The sequence below is a fragment of the Chryseobacterium culicis genome, from assembly GCF_900108365.1.
Lineage (GTDB): Bacteria > Bacteroidota > Bacteroidia > Flavobacteriales > Weeksellaceae > Chryseobacterium > Chryseobacterium culicis.
In genome coordinates, this window is sequence record NZ_FNWQ01000001.1 from 656,069 (window position 1) to 676,099 (window position 20,031).

General features: G+C 34.9%; 16 protein-coding genes. All 16 read left to right on the forward strand.

The window, feature by feature from the left end; all coding sequences use genetic code 11:
* The first annotated feature begins 54 nt into the window (after positions 1-54).
* The 16 genes from BLW74_RS02945 (at position 55) to BLW74_RS03020 (ending at position 19,985) form a co-directional block, all read left to right on the forward strand.
* On the forward strand, positions 55-1,326 hold the full coding sequence (locus BLW74_RS02945; RefSeq protein ID WP_089689952.1) for an ABC transporter permease: 1,272 nt from the start codon (positions 55-57) through the stop codon (positions 1,324-1,326).
* A gap of 49 nt (positions 1,327-1,375) precedes the next feature.
* Entirely contained in the window at positions 1,376-2,587 is a 1,212-nt protein-coding gene (locus BLW74_RS02950; RefSeq protein ID WP_185116333.1) for an efflux RND transporter periplasmic adaptor subunit, read from the forward strand.
* A gap of 372 nt (positions 2,588-2,959) precedes the next feature.
* The gene (locus tag BLW74_RS02955) at positions 2,960-3,277 is read left to right on the forward strand and encodes a hypothetical protein (protein WP_089689954.1); all 318 of its coding nucleotides are present in this window, start codon (positions 2,960-2,962) and stop codon (positions 3,275-3,277) included.
* 50 nt (positions 3,278-3,327) lie between these two features.
* Positions 3,328-4,854, forward strand: a complete 1,527-nt coding sequence (locus BLW74_RS02960; protein ID WP_089689955.1) for a glycosyltransferase family 39 protein — start codon at positions 3,328-3,330, stop codon at positions 4,852-4,854.
* Positions 4,855-4,984: 130 nt separating this feature from the next.
* The gene (locus BLW74_RS02965) at positions 4,985-5,890 is read left to right on the forward strand and encodes an NAD(P)/FAD-dependent oxidoreductase (RefSeq protein WP_089689956.1); all 906 of its coding nucleotides are present in this window, start codon (positions 4,985-4,987) and stop codon (positions 5,888-5,890) included.
* Between the two features lie 127 nt (positions 5,891-6,017).
* On the forward strand, positions 6,018-7,283 hold the full coding sequence (gene glyA / locus BLW74_RS02970) for a serine hydroxymethyltransferase (protein WP_034699074.1): 1,266 nt from the start codon (positions 6,018-6,020) through the stop codon (positions 7,281-7,283).
* A 57-nt stretch (positions 7,284-7,340) separates the two neighbouring features.
* Complete coding sequence (locus BLW74_RS02975) at positions 7,341-7,799, forward strand: regulatory protein RecX (RefSeq protein ID WP_089689957.1); 459 nt, start codon at positions 7,341-7,343, stop codon at positions 7,797-7,799.
* 355 nt (positions 7,800-8,154) lie between these two features.
* A complete protein-coding gene (locus BLW74_RS02980) occupies positions 8,155-10,083 on the forward strand; it encodes a polysaccharide biosynthesis protein (protein WP_089689958.1) in 1,929 nt (642 codons plus the stop codon).
* Between the two features lie 36 nt (positions 10,084-10,119).
* Entirely contained in the window at positions 10,120-10,938 is an 819-nt protein-coding gene (locus BLW74_RS02985) for a polysaccharide biosynthesis/export family protein (RefSeq protein WP_089689959.1), read from the forward strand.
* A 4-nt stretch (positions 10,939-10,942) separates the two neighbouring features.
* Positions 10,943-13,327, forward strand: coding sequence for a GumC family protein (locus tag BLW74_RS02990; RefSeq protein WP_089689960.1), 2,385 nt, complete (start codon positions 10,943-10,945; stop codon positions 13,325-13,327).
* Entirely contained in the window at positions 13,327-14,622 is a 1,296-nt protein-coding gene (locus BLW74_RS02995) for a nucleotide sugar dehydrogenase (protein WP_089689961.1), read from the forward strand. Before BLW74_RS02990 ends, BLW74_RS02995 begins: the two co-directional genes overlap by 1 nt.
* A 9-nt stretch (positions 14,623-14,631) precedes the next feature.
* Complete coding sequence (gene lhgO / locus BLW74_RS03000; RefSeq protein WP_089689962.1) at positions 14,632-15,822, forward strand: L-2-hydroxyglutarate oxidase; 1,191 nt, start codon at positions 14,632-14,634, stop codon at positions 15,820-15,822.
* A gap of 27 nt (positions 15,823-15,849) precedes the next feature.
* A complete protein-coding gene (locus BLW74_RS03005; protein ID WP_089689963.1) occupies positions 15,850-16,980 on the forward strand; it encodes a DegT/DnrJ/EryC1/StrS family aminotransferase in 1,131 nt (376 codons plus the stop codon).
* A gap of 25 nt (positions 16,981-17,005) precedes the next feature.
* Positions 17,006-17,578, forward strand: a complete 573-nt coding sequence (locus BLW74_RS03010; protein WP_089689964.1) for an acyltransferase — start codon at positions 17,006-17,008, stop codon at positions 17,576-17,578.
* A 6-nt stretch (positions 17,579-17,584) separates the two neighbouring features.
* Entirely contained in the window at positions 17,585-18,601 is a 1,017-nt protein-coding gene (locus BLW74_RS03015; RefSeq protein WP_089689965.1) for a Gfo/Idh/MocA family protein, read from the forward strand.
* Positions 18,602-18,650: 49 nt separating this feature from the next.
* Positions 18,651-19,985 carry a lipopolysaccharide biosynthesis protein gene (locus BLW74_RS03020; RefSeq protein ID WP_089689966.1) on the forward strand — a complete coding sequence of 445 codons (1,335 nt, stop codon included), beginning with the start codon at positions 18,651-18,653 and terminating at the stop codon, positions 19,983-19,985.
* The last annotated feature ends 46 nt before the right edge of the window (positions 19,986-20,031 follow it).

Sequence of the window (20,031 nt, forward strand, 5' to 3'; positions counted from 1 at the left end):
AAAAAGATAAACGAATTAAGAGAACTTATAATTCATAACTAATAATTCAGCAAGGTGAATATCATATTTAAAAAAGATACTTGGCAGGAAATTTATTATTCTTTGAGGAATAATAAGCTCCGAACATTTCTTACCATGATTGGCGTAGGATGGGGAATGTTTTTGTATGTAAGCCTTCTTGGAGCTGCAAAAGGAATGGAGAACGGTTTTGATAAATTGTTCTCAGGTTTTGCTACCAATTCCATCTTTCTGTGGGCGCAGAAAACCTCCATTCCTTATGAAGGATTTCCAAAAGGAAGAGAAGTTCATCTGAACTTAACCGATATGGAAATGCTGAAAAGAAAAGTAACCGCCATAGATTATATATCACCTCAAAATGCAAGAGGAAGTTTTACCGGAACACCGGGAGAATCGATGTCCAGAAACGGAAAGAACGGAACGTATTCGCTTACCGGAGACTACTCTGTAGGAAATAAAATTTCGGAAAAGAAACTGATCTTCGGACGTTACATCAATGATGCCGACGTTTCAGGAAATAAAAATGTAGTGGTAATTGGGGAAGAAATTTATAAAAACTTCTTTGATGCCAAGAAAAAAGAAAATCCGATAGGAAAATCAATCAATATTAAGGGGCTGTTCTTTAATGTAATTGGAGTTTTCCGTGTGAAAAAAGGAGGCGGATTTGAAAATGACCAGACGGCTTTTATTCCACTTTCTACATACACAAAAATGTATAATGCGGGAGATCAGATAGACATGTTTGCCATCGTAAGTAAGCCGAATGCCAATGTGAATTCTGTAGAAGAAGACGTAAAGCAGGTGCTGAAATCAAAAAATAAGGTTTCACCCGAAGATACCAACGCATTTGGAAGTTTCAACTTAGGAAAAGAATTTAAAAAACTGACAGGTTTCCTTACGGGAATGCAGTTGTTAACCATCATTGTAGGTACACTAACCATCCTTGCAGGAGTTATTGCTATTTCGAATATCCTTCTGATTACGGTCAAAGAAAGAACCAAAGAAATCGGGATCAGAAGAGCGTTGGGAGCCAAACCGGCAGAGGTAAGAAATCAGATTTTGCTGGAAAGTGTCGTCATTACGCTCTCCTCGGGGTTACTGGGCTTTATGTTCGGAATTTTTGTACTGATGATTCTAAACGCCGTTACCCAGGGACAGGATTCATTTCCTTTCTATAACCCGACGGTCAATTACGGAAACGTATTTGCGGCAATGGCGGTAATGGTCATTTTAGGACTGGTAATCGGGATGATTCCGGCGCAAAGAGCAGTTAAGATCAGACCTATTGAAGCATTAAGAACAGAATAATTAATTTTCCACATCATTCAATCTATTTAATAAAAAATAAACTATACATATGAAAAAGAAATTCACCTGGAAAAAAGCCATTTATATAGTACTGGGGCTTTTATTTGCAGTGGCATTGTTCTCGGGGCTCGGTTATCTTATCAAATCAAACTCTAAAGAAGGTGAGGCTTTCCTTACCCGTAAGCCTACAGTCCAGAATATGGATGATAAAGTAATGGCTACTGGGAAAATTGTTCCGAAAGAAGAAATTGAAATCAAACCGAATATTGCAGGGATCATAGATAAAATCTTGGTAAAGGAAGGCGATAAGGTAGAAGTGGGGCAGCTGATAGCCACTGTAAAAATTGTTCCGAGCATCTCCGAAGTAAATGCTGCACAGCAGGAAGTTCAGAATGCACAGATCCAGATCAGCAACGCCCAGATGAACGTAGGAAATATGCAGAAGCAGTTCGAAATGCAGGATAAATTATACAAGCAGGGAGTCGCTTCAAAACAGGAATTTCTGAATTCCCAGCAGCAGTTATACGCTCAGCAGCAGACTTTGAAAAATGCACAGCAGCAATTAAATACCGCTCAGAAAAGATTACAGATTGCCAAAACAGGAGCAACTCCTGAGCTTAAAGGGCAAGGTTTAGCTACTACGGAAATCCGTTCCAAAGCTTCAGGTACTGTACTTGAAGTTCCTGTAAAAGCGGGAAGCCAGGTGATTGAAGCCAATAACTTTAACGCCGGAACTACCATCTGTTCCGTAGCAGATCTGAATGTTCTGATCTTTAAAGGTGAAATTGATGAAGCACAAGCCGGAAAACTAAGCGAAGGAATGGATATGAACATCGTAATCGGTGCCCTACAGAACAAAACTTTCCCAGGAAAACTAACCATGATCGCGCCTAAAGGAAAAGATAATGCAGGAACTATCAAATTTCCGGTAGAAGGTAATGTAACTAATCCTAATAATGATTATATTAGAGCAGGTTTTTCTGCCAATGGTGAAATTGTTTTGAGTTCTCAGAAAAATGCATTATTATTGGACGAGTCTTTAGTTCAGTACGAAAAGAAACAGGGAAAAGATGTTCCTTTTGTAGAAGTGAAGCAAAAAGACGGGAAATTTAAGAAAGTATATGTGAAACTGGGAGCAAGTGACGGTATCAACGTACAGATTCTTCCTGGATCCAATATTACAAAAGACACTGAAATAAAAGTGTGGAACCCATCTGATAAAGATAAAGAAGAGCTTAAAGAAAAAGCGAATAAAAAATAATAAACTACACTATACACTTTTAAACTGTGAATCCTGGAGGAATTTTTTTCTCCGGGATTCTTTTTTTAATCAAAATTTTTACAATAGTAAATTCCTATATTTGAATGATATAAATTCATGGAGAATGTGCAGGTACGCCGGGAAAACTTATAAATCACATTATGTCTGTTTTAAATGTAGAAAATCATTTAAGCAGCCGGAATCATATGATATTATAAGAAGGATTGAAAAAGAAAAAATATACCATGAGCTAATGGGAAGTCAGTTCGTAAAGTAGGATATGCCTTCACAAAAACAGAAACAGAAGAATTACAAAAAATTGTTTCCGAAATTGAAAACAGAACTATAAAATGTCCTGAATGCAGCAGTCCTATGGCTGATTTGGGGAAAGATTTCAAAGCACCCAAAAAAACAGCAGTCAAAGAATGGAAAATTATAGAAAGCCTTTTTAAAACAGGAAAATATTTTCATACCTGTGGATGTGATGGAATAGGTTATATTCCTAAAAATCCCAATGACTATAAAATTTATTTAAAAACCATATTGCAGTCCTACGAGGAATCATTGATTTCCTGTCAGAATAAACCAATAGAAGAATTTACTGATAAGAATGAGGAGATTAATTATTGGTCAGACAAAATTCAAAAGATAAAAACCGAAATTACTGATAATAAATTCGAAGAGGTGTAACGAAAAGTAAATTTAAAATGTCTTAATTTTAAATTCCAAACTATACCTCCATGAAAAAAGATTATTGGATCCTGCTGCTTTTTATCATCGCAAAGTTTATCCTTCAATATTCATTGATAAGCCCTGAGTATGAACTTCACAGAGATGAATACCTGCATCTTGATCAGGCCAATCATCTGGCATGGGGTTACCTCTCCGTTCCTCCTGTTAACTCATGGCTGGCATGGATGATTAAAATATTGGGAAATTCCATATTTTGGGTTAAATTTTTTCCAGCGCTGTTCGGAGCTTTAACCATTGTATTGACATGGAAAGTAGTTGAAGAGCTTAATGGAAGTCTATTCGCTAAAGTCCTGGCTTCTTTAGGTATATTATTTTCAGTACTTCTTCGCGTTAATATGCTGTTTCAGCCGACATCTTTAGAAATTTTCCTGTGGCTGTTCCTTTATTATAGCCTGATTAAATATTTCAATTCCCAGCAAGTAAGATGGATCTACATAGGAGCCATCATTTTCGGAATAGGAGTATTAAATAAATACAATATTGCTTTTTCGTTATTAGGGCTTATCCCTGCATTATTATTAACGGAGCAAAGGAAGATTTTTATGCAGTCTCATGTGTATTGGGCTGCACTTTTAGCATTAATCATTATTTTTCCCAATCTCCTCTGGCAGTATCAGAACCAGTTTCCGGTAATTCATCATATGAAAGAACTTTCAGAAAATCAGCTTGTGCATGTAGACCGTATGGATTTTATGAAATCTCAGATCCTGTTTTTCATAGGTGTTATTTTCGTAATGATAACAGGATGGGGAGCACTATTATTGTACAAGCCATTTGAGAAATTCAGATTTTTCTTCTGGAGCTATATTATAACAATCACTCTTTTTTTATTTTTCAAAGCAAAAGATTACTATGCGATAGGACTGTACCCTGTCTATATTGCTTTTGGTTCCGTTTTTCTCGGGCATTTGCTTGAAAAAGGATGGAAAAGATTTTTGAAACCCGTCTGCATTCTCGTTCCGGTACTTTTATTTCTTCCTTTATATAATGTAGCCTTTCCGAATAAAAGTCCTCAATATATAGAATCCCATCAGGATCAGTACAAAAAATTCGGACTGCTTCGCTGGGAAGACGGAAAAGATCATGCGCTGCCTCAGGATTTTGCAGATATGCAGGGCTGGAAAGAACTGGCTCAAAAAGTAGATAAAGAATATTCCCGGCTGTCAAAGTCAGGAAATACGATGGTTTTGTGCGATAATTATGGGCAGGCCGGTGCTATCAATTACTATTCAAAGGCCGGTGTTGTAGCAATGTCTTTTAATGCAGACTATATCAATTGGATCGATTTAAGCAAAAAATATAAAAATGTGATCAGAATCAAAGAGGCTTCTGAAGCAGGAAAAGAGCTCAGTGAATCCGGTTCGTTTTTCGAAGCTGCTAAATTAAAAGATTCTGTTGCCAATCCCTATGCAAGAGAAAGAGGAACTGCCATTTTCAGATTACAGGGAGCCCGAATAGATGTTATTAAAAGAATAAGGGAAGAAATCATCGAAGTTAAAAATGAATGGAAATAGTTTTTAATAAGATTGGAGATAATGATGGGTAGGGCATATCAATTTAATAGATAAATATTATCGCAACCTTGTTGCTTTAATTTATTTTATGGTAACTTTGCACCATCAACTATCAACTATCAACTGAACTATGGCAAACAAAAACTTTGATGTTATTATAATAGGAGGAAGCTATTCGGGATTATCAGCAGCAATGGCTTTAGGAAGGTCTTTGAGAAACGTTCTCATTATTGACCACGGAAAACCTTGTAACAGACAAACTCCGCATTCGCATAATTTTGTTACCCACGACGGCAAAACACCTGGAGAAATTGCAAAGCTGGCCAAAGAAGACGTAGAAAAATATGAAACCGTTCGCTTTTACAACGGAAGCGTAGTAAAAACAGCGAAAACAACTGAAGGTTTTGAGATTGAAGGTTCTGCCGGAGAAAAATTTCACGCTAAAAAACTGATTTTGGCTTCAGGTGTTAAAGACATTATGCCGGATATTCCCGGGTTTGCAGAATGCTGGGGGATTTCTGTGATCCATTGTCCATACTGCCACGGCTATGAAGTGAAAAACCAAATAACAGGTATTCTTTCTAACGGAGAAATGGCGTACGAATTTTCAAAACTGATCTTTAATCTGACCAAAAACCTTACTTTGTTTACCAATGGAAAGGCTGCACTTTCAAAAGAACAGATTGAAAAACTGAATCAGAATAAAATCATTCTTAACGAAGATGAAATTAAAGAAATAAAACATGAACAAGGTTCTATTCAAAAAATAGTTTTCAAAAACGGAAAGGAAATTCCATTACAGGCCTTGTATGCTAAAATTCCTTTTGAACAAAATATACAGGTATCTGCTGATCTGGGATGTGAACTGACAGACAATGGATTTATCAAAGTGGATATGATGCAGAAAACAAACATTCCCGGCGTTTTTGCCTGTGGAGATAATGTCACCATGATGAGGTCCGTAGCCAATGCTGTTGCACAGGGAAATTTTGCAGGAGCTGTAGTGAATAAAGAGCTCTGTGATGAAGAATTTTAAAAGCTTTCTTGGAAAATAAAGGAGGAGTATTTTCATTTTTTAGTGTTGAAAAATCATTTTTTCAATAGATAAATCTCAATGAAAATTCCGTACATTTGGGGTGGAAATTTCAAAAACTAAAAGTAAAATGGATATTATTTTCGACCTGATTGAAAAAGAAAGACAAAGACAAACCCATGGATTAGAGCTTATCGCATCAGAAAATTTTGTTTCTGAAAACGTGATGAAGGCAATGGGAAGTGTACTGACAAATAAATATGCTGAAGGATATCCCGGAAAAAGATATTACGGAGGATGTGAAGTAGTAGATGAGGTTGAAACATTGGCGATCAACAGAGCTAAAGAACTTTTCGGAGTAGATTATGTGAATGTTCAGCCACATTCAGGTTCTCAGGCGAACGCTGCCATTTATCTTGCGGTTTTGAAACCAGGTGACAAAATTATGGGGATGGATCTTTCAATGGGAGGACATCTTACGCACGGTTCTGCAGTGAACTTCTCCGGTATCCAGTACAACGTAGTTTCTTACGGAGTGCAGCAGGAAACAGGTCTAATTGATTATGACCAAATGAGAGAAGTAGCATTAAGAGAAAAGCCAAAAATGCTTATCGCAGGTTTCTCAGCATACTCAAGAGATTTGGATTATGCTAAATTCAGAGAAGTTGCAGATGAAGTTGGTGCTACACTTTGGGCAGATATTGCTCACCCAGCTGGTTTGGTAGCAAAAGGATTATTAAATTCTCCATTCGAACACTGTCACGTAGTAACCACCACCACCCACAAAACCCTGAGAGGGCCAAGAGGAGGAATGATTATGATGGGTAAGGATTTCGAAAATACCTATGGCCACAAAACGCCGAAAGGAGAAATCAAAATGATGAGCCAGGTGCTGGATGGAGCTGTATTCCCGGGAATTCAGGGAGGACCGCTGGAGCATGTAATTGCCGGTAAGGCCGTAGCTTTTGGTGAAGCCCTGGATGTACAGTTTGAAACCTACGCAAAACAGGTTAAATCTAATGCTCAGGCATTATCAAAAGCAATGATCGACAGAGGATTTGACATCGTAAGTGGTGGTACAGACAATCACCTGATGCTGGTAGATCTTAGAAACAAAGGGGTAAACGGTAAAGAGACAGAAAAAGCATTAGTGCTTGCAGATATTACTTGTAACAAGAATATGGTTCCGTTTGATGATAAGTCTCCGTTTACTACATCCGGTATCAGATTAGGAACTGCTGCTATCACAACAAGAGGACTGAAAGAAAATGATATGGATACTATTGCAGGATTAATTTCTGAAGTAGTAGATAACATTAAAAACGAAGAGGTTCTTGGATCAGTTAGAAAGAAAGTTAACGAATTAATGGAAGGAAAAGCCCTGTTCAATTACTAACAGGTATTCCGATATCAGATAAAGAATGAGCAGAATGCTCATTCTTTTTTTATACAAATGGACAAAAAATCTTATACCTTCGAAGAGATCAAACAGAAACTGGTGAATTATTGTGTTTACCAGGATCGCTGCCATGCAGAAGTGGAACAGAAGATGAGAGAATTTCTGCTCATTGATGAAGCAAAGGAAGAAATTATTTTATACCTCCTGAAAGAAAATTACCTTAATGAAGAAAGGTTCACAAGAAGCTATATCAGAGGTAAGTTTTACATCAAGCACTGGGGCCGAAACAAAATCAAAATGAATCTGAAGCAAAAACAGATATCCGAAAGACTCATCAATTCCTGTTTTGATGAGATCTATGAGCCTGACTATGAAAAAACAATCAGAAAGATTTTTGAAGATTATTACTCGAAACAAACAGGCTTGAAGGAATATCAAAAAAAAACCAAGACAATAAAATATTTGATGAGTAAAGGTTTTGAATATGAGAAAATAAATGATATTTTTGACTAAATTTTAATAAATTTAAAAAAAACTAGACCGTGATTTCCTTAAATAAAACAAAAAGTTCATTGAAAAAGATTGATATATAGATATTTAATAATTATTTTAAATATAAAACAGCTAAAACAAGAAAATTTTACAGATAAATGTCATCTTTGTGAGAATTTTTGTGGTATGGTTTTTGTCAGTGAGTTTAGCTGTATTATGATGAAATTGTTAGATTTCATAAATGTAACATCAAATTTATTTTCGATTTCAACATATTGAGATAAATTTATTTATTTTTGCATGATTGTATCGGAATTATCTTTGATTGGATGATTAGATATTAGACTATAATTAAATATGAACACCAATAAAGACAATGTACAATTCTCTTAGGAAAACAATATTTGGAGGGGATAATGTTGTCAATCTCTCAGACGTAAGATATCTTCCTAGATGGATAATTCTTGTAATAGACATTATTATTCTGGTTATATCTTTATTTCTTTCTACTTACATTATCGAAAAAATTACCAAACAGGAGTTCATTTATCACGAAGATAAAAGTATGATTTTCGCTTTTATCATTTTGATAAATACTGTTTTTATGTATGTTTTTAAAACCTATGCGGGGATTATCCGCCATTCAACATTCATAGACTTATTTAAGCTTTTGATATCGTGCTTTTGCACAATGCTGGCTGTCGGAACTGTAAATATCTTTTATTTCTGGGTAACCGGAAGTAAGTTTATACTTACACCGTATCTGATCCTGTATTTTGTGATTTCCTTTATGGGGCTGTTTCTCTTTAGATTATATGTGAAAGAGTTTTTCCATATAGTAAGAGAATACAGAAGAAGTGCTCTGAAAAAAAGAATTCTCGTATTGGGTATTGATGAACAGTCCATTGCTATTGCCAGAGCTATTCTGGACAATCCCAGTCTTCCCTATCAGGTCGTAGGATTTCTGACTCAAAGGACAGATTCAAAAAGAGCCTCATTACTTGGGAAGCCTATCTATGAAAAGAAAAAAATTGAAGAAAATACCAAAGAAGATCTCATTATAGATGGTGTCCTCATTGTAAAGGAAATGATGGCAAGAGATGAAGTGAACGCCTGGGTGAATTTATTTCTGGAGAAGGACCTTAATATTTTTAAAGCTCCATCCGTACAAAAATTAAGAGATAGTGATTTAGGAGGATCTATCAGAACTCTTCAGATTGAGGATTTACTGAACAGAAAACCGATTAAAATTCAAAACGAAAAAGTTAAAAGCAGACATTTTGAAAAAACTGTACTGGTAACCGGTGGGGCAGGATCGATAGGAAGCGAAATTGTAAGACAGGTCGCCAATTTTAACCCTTCTTTAATAGTGGTATTGGATCAGGCAGAAACGCCGCTTTACGAAATTGAACTCGAAATGAGGGAAAAATATCCTCAAATTGCTTTCAAGTTTGTCTTAGGTGATGTCTCCAACCAGCACAGAATGGAAGCTCTGTTCCAGATGTATAACTTCTCAATGGTTTACCATGCAGCGGCTTATAAGCATGTTCCGTTGGTGGAAGAGAATCCTCACGAAGCCATCTTTGTTAATATATTAGGTTCAAAGATTGTTGCAAAGTTATCCAGCAAATATAAAGTAAACAGATTCGTTATGGTATCTACAGATAAAGCTGTAAATCCTACTAACGTAATGGGCGCCTCAAAACGTGCTGCGGAACTTTTTGTACAGTCACTGCAGAATGTTGAGGGTAACGTTACAAAATTTATTACAACAAGATTTGGAAACGTATTAGGATCCAATGGGTCAGTAATTCCTCACTTTAAAAAGCAAATTGAAGCCGGAGGTCCTGTAACCATTACCCATCCGGACATTGTAAGATACTTTATGACCATTCCTGAAGCCTGTGAACTGGTTCTTCAGGCAGGTACCATGGGAGAAGGTGGAGAAATCTTTGTTTTTGATATGGGGGAACCTGTTAAAATTCTTGATCTTGCTAAAAGAATGATCAAGCTATCAGGCTTTGAGCCCAATATTGATATTAAAATTATTTATACGGGGTTAAGACCGGGGGAAAAACTGTATGAAGAACTTTTAAGCGATGATGCAAAAACGCTTCCTACTCACAATGAGAAAATTATGATTTCTAAAGATCCTTCTATGGGATTTGAAGAGATAGATACTCTCACAAAACAAATCACAAAGGCCTCCTTAAGAAGGGATAAAGTAGAGGTAGTAAGAATCCTTAAAACTATAGTTCCGGAATTTAAAAGCAATAATTCTATATTTGAAGCTTTAGATAAATAAGAGGAATATAAGTGTATATTTGTACAATTTTAAAATATGAAAGGGAAAATATTAGCTATATCATTAGGTATTTTATTGGTTTCTTGTAAGACGAATAAGAATGCACAAAATGATTTAAATTATATGCAGAATATAGAGCAGGTGGCTATAGATGCTTCTGTGAAAAATTCTGGCAATGCAATACAGACAGGTGATCAGCTTATTATTCTGATTACCGCAAAAGATATGGATGTTGTAAAACCATTCAATCAGAATTATTCTTCATCAGATGTGATACAGCCTAATGGTGGCGCGGGGGGAAATACTCCTTCGCAGGGTGCTACAAGTATTACAGGACCTACTTATATTGTAGACGCTAATGGAAATATTGATTTTCCGGTTTTAGGCCAGATCAATACAACCAATAAATCACTGGTCGATTTTAAAAATGAAATTCGCGAAAGATTAACGAAATATATTATAAATCCAACTGTAAACGTAAGGCTTGCCAATTTCAAAGTTACAGTACTTGGAGAAGTAAACAGACAGGGAGATTATACTATATCTAACGGGCATGCAACTATTTTAAATGCTCTCGGTCTCGCTGGTGACCTTACTATGTACGGAAAGAGAGATGATATCCTGATTATACGATCAGAGAACGGACAGATTACTCATGGAAAAGTGAATCTGCAGGATGCCAATCTTATCAACTCGCCTTACTATAATCTGAAACAAGGAGACGCTATCGTAGTAGCATCTAATAAAGCAAGAAATATTGCCGCAAAACAAAATCCTAATACAGGTATTTATTTAACAGCAATTTCAATTGGTATTACGGCAATCGCTGTAGTAATAAGTCTATTCAAGAAATAAATTAATGAACAATCAGGATCCTACTCAATTTTCTCAAACAGAAGATCATCTTAATATTAATGATATTGTTAGGCCATATATTAAAAGATGGCCATGGTTTGTGATTTCAGCTTTTTTATTTGTATTGGGTGCTTATATCGCTTTTAAATTTATAACTCCTGTATACAACGTAAAAACTACCATTTTAATTAAAGATACCAAAAATGCTCCTAGCGCAACTAATGATGCCAGTGTTTTACAAGATTTATCAGGCTTTGGGGGAATGAAAACCAACAGTATCGAGAATGAGATTGAAATTCTAAAGTCTAAAAGACTGATGAAAGATGTAGTAATTACTAAAAATCTTCAGGTTGATATTTTTGCCAAGGGAAAAATTATTAAAAAAGAATTATATAAAAATACTTCACCTATAATTGTAAAAGTAATCAACGAAAAACCTCTTGCAAAGTTCCCGGGTAAACCCTTAAATGTTTCATTAAAAGGAAATGAAATTACTATTACTTCAGATGAATTAGATAAAAGTATTGTTTCTGGTTTCGGAAAAACAATTAGTCTTCCTTTTGCCAATATTATTATCATTAAAAATGATAAGTTTAATCCAAATGAAGTCAAAGAGTTAAATACTAGTGATTTAGAAATCAGTATTTCACCAATAGAGGCAAAAGTTAATAGCTTACAAAATCAAGTCGGTATTGGAGTAGTAAATAAAGAAACTACTGTTGTAGGGCTTGAAATAAACTATCCGGAGACAGCTAAAGCCGCAGACATTTTGAATACTTTAGTTGTAATGTATAATAATGATGCAATTACCGATAAAAATCAGGAATCTAAAAAAACTCTGGACTTTATTGAAGACAGAGTAAAAAAGCTATCTGTTGAACTTGGTCAGGTAGAAAATGAAAAAGAAAACTTTAAGTCTAGAAACAACTTAACAGACCTGGAAACAGAAGCAAAGATTAATTTGGAGAGTTCTGCAGCAGCAAGGGCGAAACAGTTAGATGTAAATGCTCAGTTAGAGCTTACCAATTCCTTGATGAGCTTTGTTTCTAAGCAAGGGCAGTATCAGGTACTTCCATCTAATGTAGGTCTTAATAACTCTGAAGCAGTAGCAGGAATTGTAAATTATAATCAATTAATACTGCAGAGAAACAGGTTGCTGGAATCTGCTACACCAGAAAACCCAGCAGTTGTCGATATTACAAAACAGATTAATTCTTTACGTACTTCAATCGTTCAAAGTTTACAAAGAAATCAAGCAGGGCTTGAACTTGCTCGAGGTGAATATTTAGGAGAACAAAACAAAGTTTCTGAAAAAATTTCTAAACTTCCATCCATCGAAAAAATGTTTAGAGGTATTGAAAGACAACAGCAGATAAAGGAAAACTTATATTTACTATTATTACAAAAAAGAGAGGAAACAGCTATTGCACAGTCTATTACAGCGCCTAAAGCTAAAGTGATAGATACAGCATATTCATCACAAGCTCCGGTGGCTCCTAAAAAAGCTTTAATTCTTTTAGCTTCATTTATTGTCGGATTATTGATTCCGGTTGTTGTTATATATCTAAAAGATTTATTTAATAATAAGGTTAAAACTAAACATGATCTGGAAAAAATTATTCATGCTCCAGTAATTGCAGAATTGCCAAGTCTTGAAAAAGGGGATTCTGAGATTGTGAAGGTGAATGATATTACACCAATGGCAGAAGCATTTAGAATTCTTATTACCAATATGAATTTCATGCTTCCTAAGGATAAAAAAGGGAAAATTGTATTCGTTACATCTACTGTAAAAGGGGAAGGAAAAACTTTCACTTCTGTAAATTTAGCTTTGACACTTGCTAATCCCAAGAAGAAAGCAATAATAATCGGGTCAGATATCAGAAATCCGCAATTGCAAAGATATAATCCTGCCAGAAAAGGTCTTACTGGACTTACTGAGTTCCTTTACTCGGATAATACTAAACTTGAAGATATTATTCACGTATCATCTTTTAATCCTCATTTGGATGTTATTTATTCAGGAATGATTCCTCCTAATCCAACAGAATTATTATCTAACGGACGTTATGAGATTCTTTTAGATGAATTGAAAGGAAAGTATGACTATATTATTCTAGATACAGCACCGCTGCTTCTAGTAACAGATACATTCCTTATTGCTGATCTTGCTGATGTCACGATCTACGTATCAAGATCCAGATATACAGAAAAATCATTAATGGAATTTGCCAATATTAATATTGATCAGAAAAAGATCAGAAACGTAGGCTTTGTTCTTAATGATGTTAACAGAGAAAATTTAGGGTATAGTAACAAATACGGTTATGGATATAATAATCATGTTGAAAAATCATGGTTTGAAAAAATAAAAAATAAACTTAGTTAGTGATGAAAGACTATAAAATAGCAGTTATTGGACAAGGTTATGTGGGACTTCCCTTGTCATTGGAATTTGCAGCTCATTACCCTGTATTGGGATTTGATATCAATACGCAGCGTGTAAATCAGCTTAATGATGGACAGGATATTACCCTGGAAGCCGATATAGAAAAACTTAATGAAGGCTTAAGAAAATATAATGAATCTGATGGTACATTAGGATATAAAGCTACCAGTGAGTTATCAGATATTGCTGTGGCAAGTATTTTTATCGTAACAGTTCCTACACCTATAGATAGATATAACGCACCGGATCTTAATCCATTGATTTCTGCTTCAAAAATGTTGGGGGGAATCATTAAAAAAGGAGATATTGTTATTTATGAATCTACTGTTTTCCCAGGGTGTACAGAAGAAGAATGTGTACCGGTTTTGGAAAAATATTCAGGATTAAAATACAATGAAGATTTTTTTGTAGGATACTCTCCCGAAAGAATTAACCCTGGAGATAAAGTAAATACACTTACCAGTGTAAAAAAAGTAACCTCTGGTTCTACAGACGAAATTGCTGAAGAAGTGGATCTTTTGTATAAAAAAATCATTACTGCAGGAACTCATAAAGCATCAAGCCTTAAAGTGGCTGAAGCCTCAAAAGCAATTGAAAATGCACAGCGTGATGTTAATATCTCCTTCGTAAATGAATTGGCATTGATCTTTGACAGGATAGGAATTGACACAAACGATGTTTTAGAAGCAGCCGGAACAAAATATAATTTCCTGAAATATAAACCAGGATTAGTTGGAGGACACTGTATTTCCGTAGATCCTTATTATTTAGCACATAAAGCAGAACAGTTGGGATACCATCCTGACGTGATTTTATCCGGACGTCGTGTTAATGACTCAATTGCTAAATTCATTGCTGCTAAAGTGGTAAAACTTATGATTGCCAAAGGTGGAGTTATTAAAGATTCCCAGGCATTGATCTTAGGAGTGACGTTTAAAGAAAACTGTCCCGACGTAAGAAATACAAAAGTAGTGGATATTTATACTGAACTTTCAGATTATGGAGTTAATGTAGATATTTATGACCCTTGGGCAAGCAAAGAAGAAGTGAAACATGAATACGGAATAGATATCCTGGATGCCCTTATTGAAGGTAAAAAATATGATTCTCTGATTATCGCTGTATCCCATAATGAATTCCTTCAAATGGATCTTAACACGCTGAAAAAAGGAAATTCTGTAGTTTTTGATACTAAAGCCTGTTTAGACAGAGATTTGGTAGACGCCAGATTATAAACATTTACAATGAACTATGATATCATAATTGTTGGAGCCGGGTTAGTAGGACTCGCTACGGCATATCAATTAAAAATTAAAAAACCAGACGCTAAAATTTTGGTTTTAGAAAAGGAAAATGATGTATCACTACATCAATCCGGACATAACAGTGGAGTGATTCATAGTGGAATATACTACAAGCCAGGTAGTTTAAAAGCGAAAAATTGTATTGAAGGTTATAATTCTGTAATCAATTTCGCTAAAGAACATGGTATCCGCTATGATCTTTGTGGAAAAATTATTGTTGCCACTTCACAGGAAGAACTGCCGCTTTTAGATAATATTTATAAAAGAGGTGTTGAGAACGGACTTCAGGAACTGAAATACCTTTCAAGAGAAGAATTTCGTGAAATTGAACCTCATTGTGAAGGTGTGAGAGCAATCAAAGTCCCGCAGACAGGGATTATTGATTATCCCGGAGTGGCCAAAAAAATTAAAGAGCTTTTTCAAGAATTAGGAGGAGAGGTTAAATTCAATAGCGAAGTAAGAAATATTATCAATAATAACGCTGAAATCATCGTTAAAACTCAAGCTTCTGAATTCAAAACAAAGAAACTTATTTCATGTGCAGGACTGTATTCTGATAAGATTACAAAAATGACCAATGAAAAGAATGATGTTATTATTATTCCTTTCCGTGGCGAATATTATAAAATAAGGGATGAAAAAAAACACCTGGTAAAGCACCTTATTTATCCTGTTCCTGATCCTAATTTCCCATTTTTGGGCGTTCATTTCACAAGAATGATTGACGGTAATATTGAAGCCGGCCCCAACGCGGTGCTAGCTTTTAAAAAAGAAGGATATAAATTCTTCGATTTTGATCTGGAAGAAACCATGCAGACATTAATGTGGCCCGGATTTAGAAAAATTGTTGCCAAATATGGTAAAACAGGACTAGGCGAAGTACATCGCTCATTATCCAAATCCGCATTTACCAAAGCTCTTCAAAAACTTATGCCTGAAATTCAGGAATCTGATCTTGTACCGGGCGGTTCGGGAGTTCGGGCGCAGGCTTGTGACAGAAATGGAGGTTTAATTGATGATTTTGACATTGTGAAAAATGGAAACATTATTCATGTAAGAAACGCGCCTTCACCAGCAGCCACATCTTGCCTTTCTATTGGAAATAAGATAAGCGAGTTAATTGAAAACTAACCTCCAAGACTAAAATATACATTTCATATGAAAATTCAAATGGTTGATCTTAAAGGTCAATACGAAAAAATAAAGCATGAAGTAAATGCAGGGATTCAGGACTGTCTTGATAATACTGCTTTTATTAATGGTCCTGCAGTAAAAGAATTTCAACAGGATTTTGAAAAATACCTTAATGTAAAACATGTGATCCCATGCGCAAACGGAACAGATGCGTTACAGATTGCTATGATGGCGCTGGACTTACAGCCAGGAGATGAAGTAATTTGTCCTGCTTTTACATATGTAGCAACTGCAGAAGTAATAGGGCTTCTTGGTTTAAAGCCAATTATGGTAGATGTTGACGAGAATACTTTCAATATTGAATTGGAAGGACTGGAAAAATATCTTACTCCCAATACTAAAGCCATTGTTCCTGTACATCTGTATGGACAGGGAGCCGATATGGAAAAAATCCTTGAATTCGCTGAAAAGCATAATCTGTTTGTTATTGAAGATAATGCTCAGGCCATCGGATCTGATTACACATTTACAGATGGAAATGTAAAAAAGACCGGAACTATAGGCCATATAGGATGTACATCTTTTTTCCCTTCCAAAAACCTGGGCTGCTATGGAGATGGAGGAGCTTTAATGACGAATGATGATGATCTGGCAATGAAAATAAGAATGATTGCCAATCATGGTCAGCAAAAAAAATATTATCACAAAGTTCTGGGATGTAATTCCAGGCTAGATACCATCCAGGCTGCTGTTCTAAAAGTAAAATTAAAGCATCTCGACGAATATTCTACGGCAAGAAACAAAATGGCTGCATATTATGATGAGAATCTAGAATCAATAGCAGAGATTCAGATTCCACAAAGAGCAGAAAATTCTACCCATGTTTTTCACCAGTATACATTAAGGGTAAAGAATGGGAAAAGGGACGAATTACAAAAATTCTTGGGCGAAAAAAATATTCCAAGTATGATTTATTATCCTCTGCCGTTATATAAGCAGGAAGCTTTTGCACAATATGTAGAACCTGATTTTACATTGCCCGTTACAGAACTCCTTTGTTCAGAAGTGATTTCCCTTCCTGTTCATACAGAATTTAATCAGGAGGAAGCCGATTTTATTATTTCAGAAATCAAAAACTTTTTTAATAATAACTAATAATCAACTATAAAAAGAAAAAAATATGTCGGATTTTTTTGCACACGAAACGGCAGTTATTGATGAAGGCTGCAGCATAGGAGCCGGAACAAAAATTTGGCACTTTTCTCACATTATGCCAAATTGTATTTTAGGAGAAAAATGTAATATCGGGCAAAACGTAGTTGTTTCTCCTGGTGTGATCTTAGGAAAAAATGTAAAAGTTCAGAACAATGTCTCTATATATGAAGGAGTAACCTGTGATGATGATGTATTTCTTGGCCCTTCAATGGTTTTTACTAATGTTATTAATCCTAGAAGTGCAGTTAACCGAAAAAACGCATATCTTAAAACACATGTGGGCACAGGAGCCTCTATCGGGGCTAACGCAACAATAGTATGTGGTCATAATATTGGAAAATTTGCTTTTATCGGCGCTGGAGCAGTAGTAACAAAAGAAGTTCCAGCTTACGCATTGGTCGTAGGGAACCCTGCAAGGCAAATGGGTTGGATGAGTGAATTTGGGCACCGTCTGAATTTTGACGCAGAAGGTATTGCCGTGTGTGAAGAAAGTGGTGAAAAATATAAATTAGATAATAATCAAGTTTCAAAAATTTAATATAGAATGTCTGAAAAAATAAAATTTGCCGTTGTAGGCTGTGGGCATATAGGAAAAAGACATGCAGAAATGGTGTCTAGAAATGCCGAATGTGAATTGGTAGCTTTAATTGACGTAAAAGATAAATCCTCTTTAGGGATTGAGAATTATGAGGTGCCTTTTTTTTCTTCACTAGATGCATTTCTTAATTCAGGAATTGAAGTAGACGTTATCAATATTGCTTCACCCAATGGTTTTCACTTTGAACAATCTTATAAAGCAATATCGGCAGGAAAACATATTGTGGTTGAAAAACCAATGGCACTGAATAAACAAGATGCGGAAAAACTTATTTTTCAGGCTTTACACAAGCATAAGCAAGTTTTTGCAGTGATGCAAAACCGTTATTCTCCTCCTTCTGCTTGGGTTAAAGAAATGGTAGAAAGCGGAAAGCTTGGTAAAATATTTATGGTACAGCTTAACTGTTATTGGAATCGTGATGACAGATATTATAAGCCGGAATCCTGGCATGGAAAGCTGGATCTGGACGGAGGTACATTATTTACCCAATTCTCACATTTTATTGATATTATGTACTGGCTATTTGGGGATATTACCAACATTAAGGCTAAGTTTGCAGACTTCAATCATAAAGATCTTACAGATTTTGAAGATTCAGGTTTTGTAAGTTTTGATTTTGTGAATGGAGGAATGGGATCTCTTAATTATTCTACATCCGTTTGGAATCAGAATCTTGAAAGCTCAATGACTATTATTGCAGAAAATGGAGCCGTGAAAATTGGTGGTCAGTATATGGATAAAGTAGAGGTTTGTAACGTAAAAGATTATGTAATGCCGGAATTGCCACCTACAAACCCAGGTAATGACTACGGCGCCTATAAAGGTTCTGCTGCAAACCACCATTATATTATTGAAAATGTTGTGGATGTAATCAAAGGGAGAAACACAATTACTACAAATGCCCTTGAAGGACTAAAAGTGGTAGATATTATTGAAAGAATTTACGAACTGAAAAATTCGTAATAATTGCTAGCAACAATTTTGTTGTGGGAAAATGTAATGATAAAATAGAATGGTTGAAAAAATATTAAACCTGATAAAAAAGCCTGCAATTTTATATTCAATTGCCAATATGCTTTTTTTGTCTACTATTTTTTTAGCAGATGTTATAGTGGCAAGAACTTATTCTTTGGAACAGGTAGGAGGCTGGAAACAGCTTATATTGCTTGTACAGTTTACTGCTACACTTTTGTCTTTTGGATTTATTGAAGGTTTTAGGTATAATATTGCCAAACATCACGATAAAATAAAAGAGCTTCTGGGAACAGTAACATTTATTTTTTTAATAATAAGTGTTGTCATTTTTGTTTTTTTAAGTTTTGACACTGTATCAAAAACATTTGGCGAATTATTAGGTATTAATGTTATAGTAAAAGCTGGCTTTTTAATTCCACTTTTGTATTTCCTGCTTTCTGCAAATGGTATTTATTTACAGATTTGCTTATCTGTAGGTAAGATTAAGGTAATATTAATCTCAATGGTGGTGTTCTGTGTTGTATTGGCTGTCAGTCTCTTTACATTTTTAATAAATAATTTTTTTGATTTTCAAATCAATATTTTTTTACCTTTTTTATTGGCATTGGGTTTACAGCTACTGACTTACGTGGTTATTTTGAAAATCTATCCAAAGGTGAATATGAACGGAGCAAATATTTCCATAATGTTTAAATATGGTTTTCCATTATTTATCGCTACTTATTTAGGAATGTTTACTTTGCACATTGATAAGGTTATTATTAATAAAATTGGAGGGTTAAGTGAATTTGCTATTTATTCTATTGGGGCATTGGAAATTCCTTTTGCAGGATTAATTACAAAATCAATAGTTAGTGTGAGCTATCCGATAATAGTACAGCATGTAGAGAATAATGAGATCGAAAAAGGAACAGATATTTGGCTGAATGACATTAAAAAAGCCTCATACTTTATTTTTCCCTTGGTCTTTGCATGTATATTATTTTCTAAACAGATTATTTTAGGATTATTTGGGGACAGGTATGCTGCAGCCGTTCCTGTTTTTGAAGGATATTGTCTCATATTGCTATGGAGAAATGCAACATATGGTACAATATTGTCAATTAAAGGAAAAACAAATTATATTACTCTTGTTTCTTTAATATCATTAATTGCTAATATCATCCTTATTTATTTTTTTTACCAGATGTGGGGAATTATGGGGATTGTACGGGCTTTATTTTGTTCAGTTTCAATTTGGAATATTAGTAGTTTATATTTTGAGAAAAATATAAAAAAATATTTTTCGATATATAAAGATAAATGGATGTTTATATTAATATTAGCAGTTTTTACATTATATATTTTTAAACAATGGTTCCATTATTTATAAGGGATTGTTAATCGTAAAATTATTATTTGTTGAACAAATCACATTT

Bases quoted from the DNA above. Each gene is read 5' to 3' on its own strand.
- BLW74_RS02950 (WP_185116333.1), top strand. From the start codon at position 1,376: ATGAAAAAGAAATTCACCTGGAAAAAAGCCATTTATATAGTACTGGGG.
- BLW74_RS02955 (WP_089689954.1), top strand. From the start codon at position 2,960: ATGGCTGATTTGGGGAAAGATTTCAAAGCACCCAAAAAAACAGCAGTC.
- BLW74_RS02960 (WP_089689955.1), top strand. From the start codon at position 3,328: ATGAAAAAAGATTATTGGATCCTGCTGCTTTTTATCATCGCAAAGTTT.
- BLW74_RS02965 (WP_089689956.1), top strand. From the start codon at position 4,985: ATGGCAAACAAAAACTTTGATGTTATTATAATAGGAGGAAGCTATTCG.
- glyA (WP_034699074.1), top strand. From the start codon at position 6,018: ATGGATATTATTTTCGACCTGATTGAAAAAGAAAGACAAAGACAAACC.
- BLW74_RS02975 (WP_089689957.1), top strand. From the start codon at position 7,341: ATGGACAAAAAATCTTATACCTTCGAAGAGATCAAACAGAAACTGGTG.
- BLW74_RS02980 (WP_089689958.1), top strand. From the start codon at position 8,155: ATGTACAATTCTCTTAGGAAAACAATATTTGGAGGGGATAATGTTGTC.
- BLW74_RS02985 (WP_089689959.1), top strand. From the start codon at position 10,120: ATGAAAGGGAAAATATTAGCTATATCATTAGGTATTTTATTGGTTTCT.
- BLW74_RS02990 (WP_089689960.1), top strand. From the start codon at position 10,943: ATGAACAATCAGGATCCTACTCAATTTTCTCAAACAGAAGATCATCTT.
- lhgO (WP_089689962.1), top strand. From the start codon at position 14,632: ATGAACTATGATATCATAATTGTTGGAGCCGGGTTAGTAGGACTCGCT.
- BLW74_RS03005 (WP_089689963.1), top strand. From the start codon at position 15,850: ATGAAAATTCAAATGGTTGATCTTAAAGGTCAATACGAAAAAATAAAG.
- BLW74_RS03010 (WP_089689964.1), top strand. From the start codon at position 17,006: ATGTCGGATTTTTTTGCACACGAAACGGCAGTTATTGATGAAGGCTGC.
- BLW74_RS03015 (WP_089689965.1), top strand. From the start codon at position 17,585: ATGTCTGAAAAAATAAAATTTGCCGTTGTAGGCTGTGGGCATATAGGA.
- BLW74_RS03020 (WP_089689966.1), top strand. From the start codon at position 18,651: ATGGTTGAAAAAATATTAAACCTGATAAAAAAGCCTGCAATTTTATAT.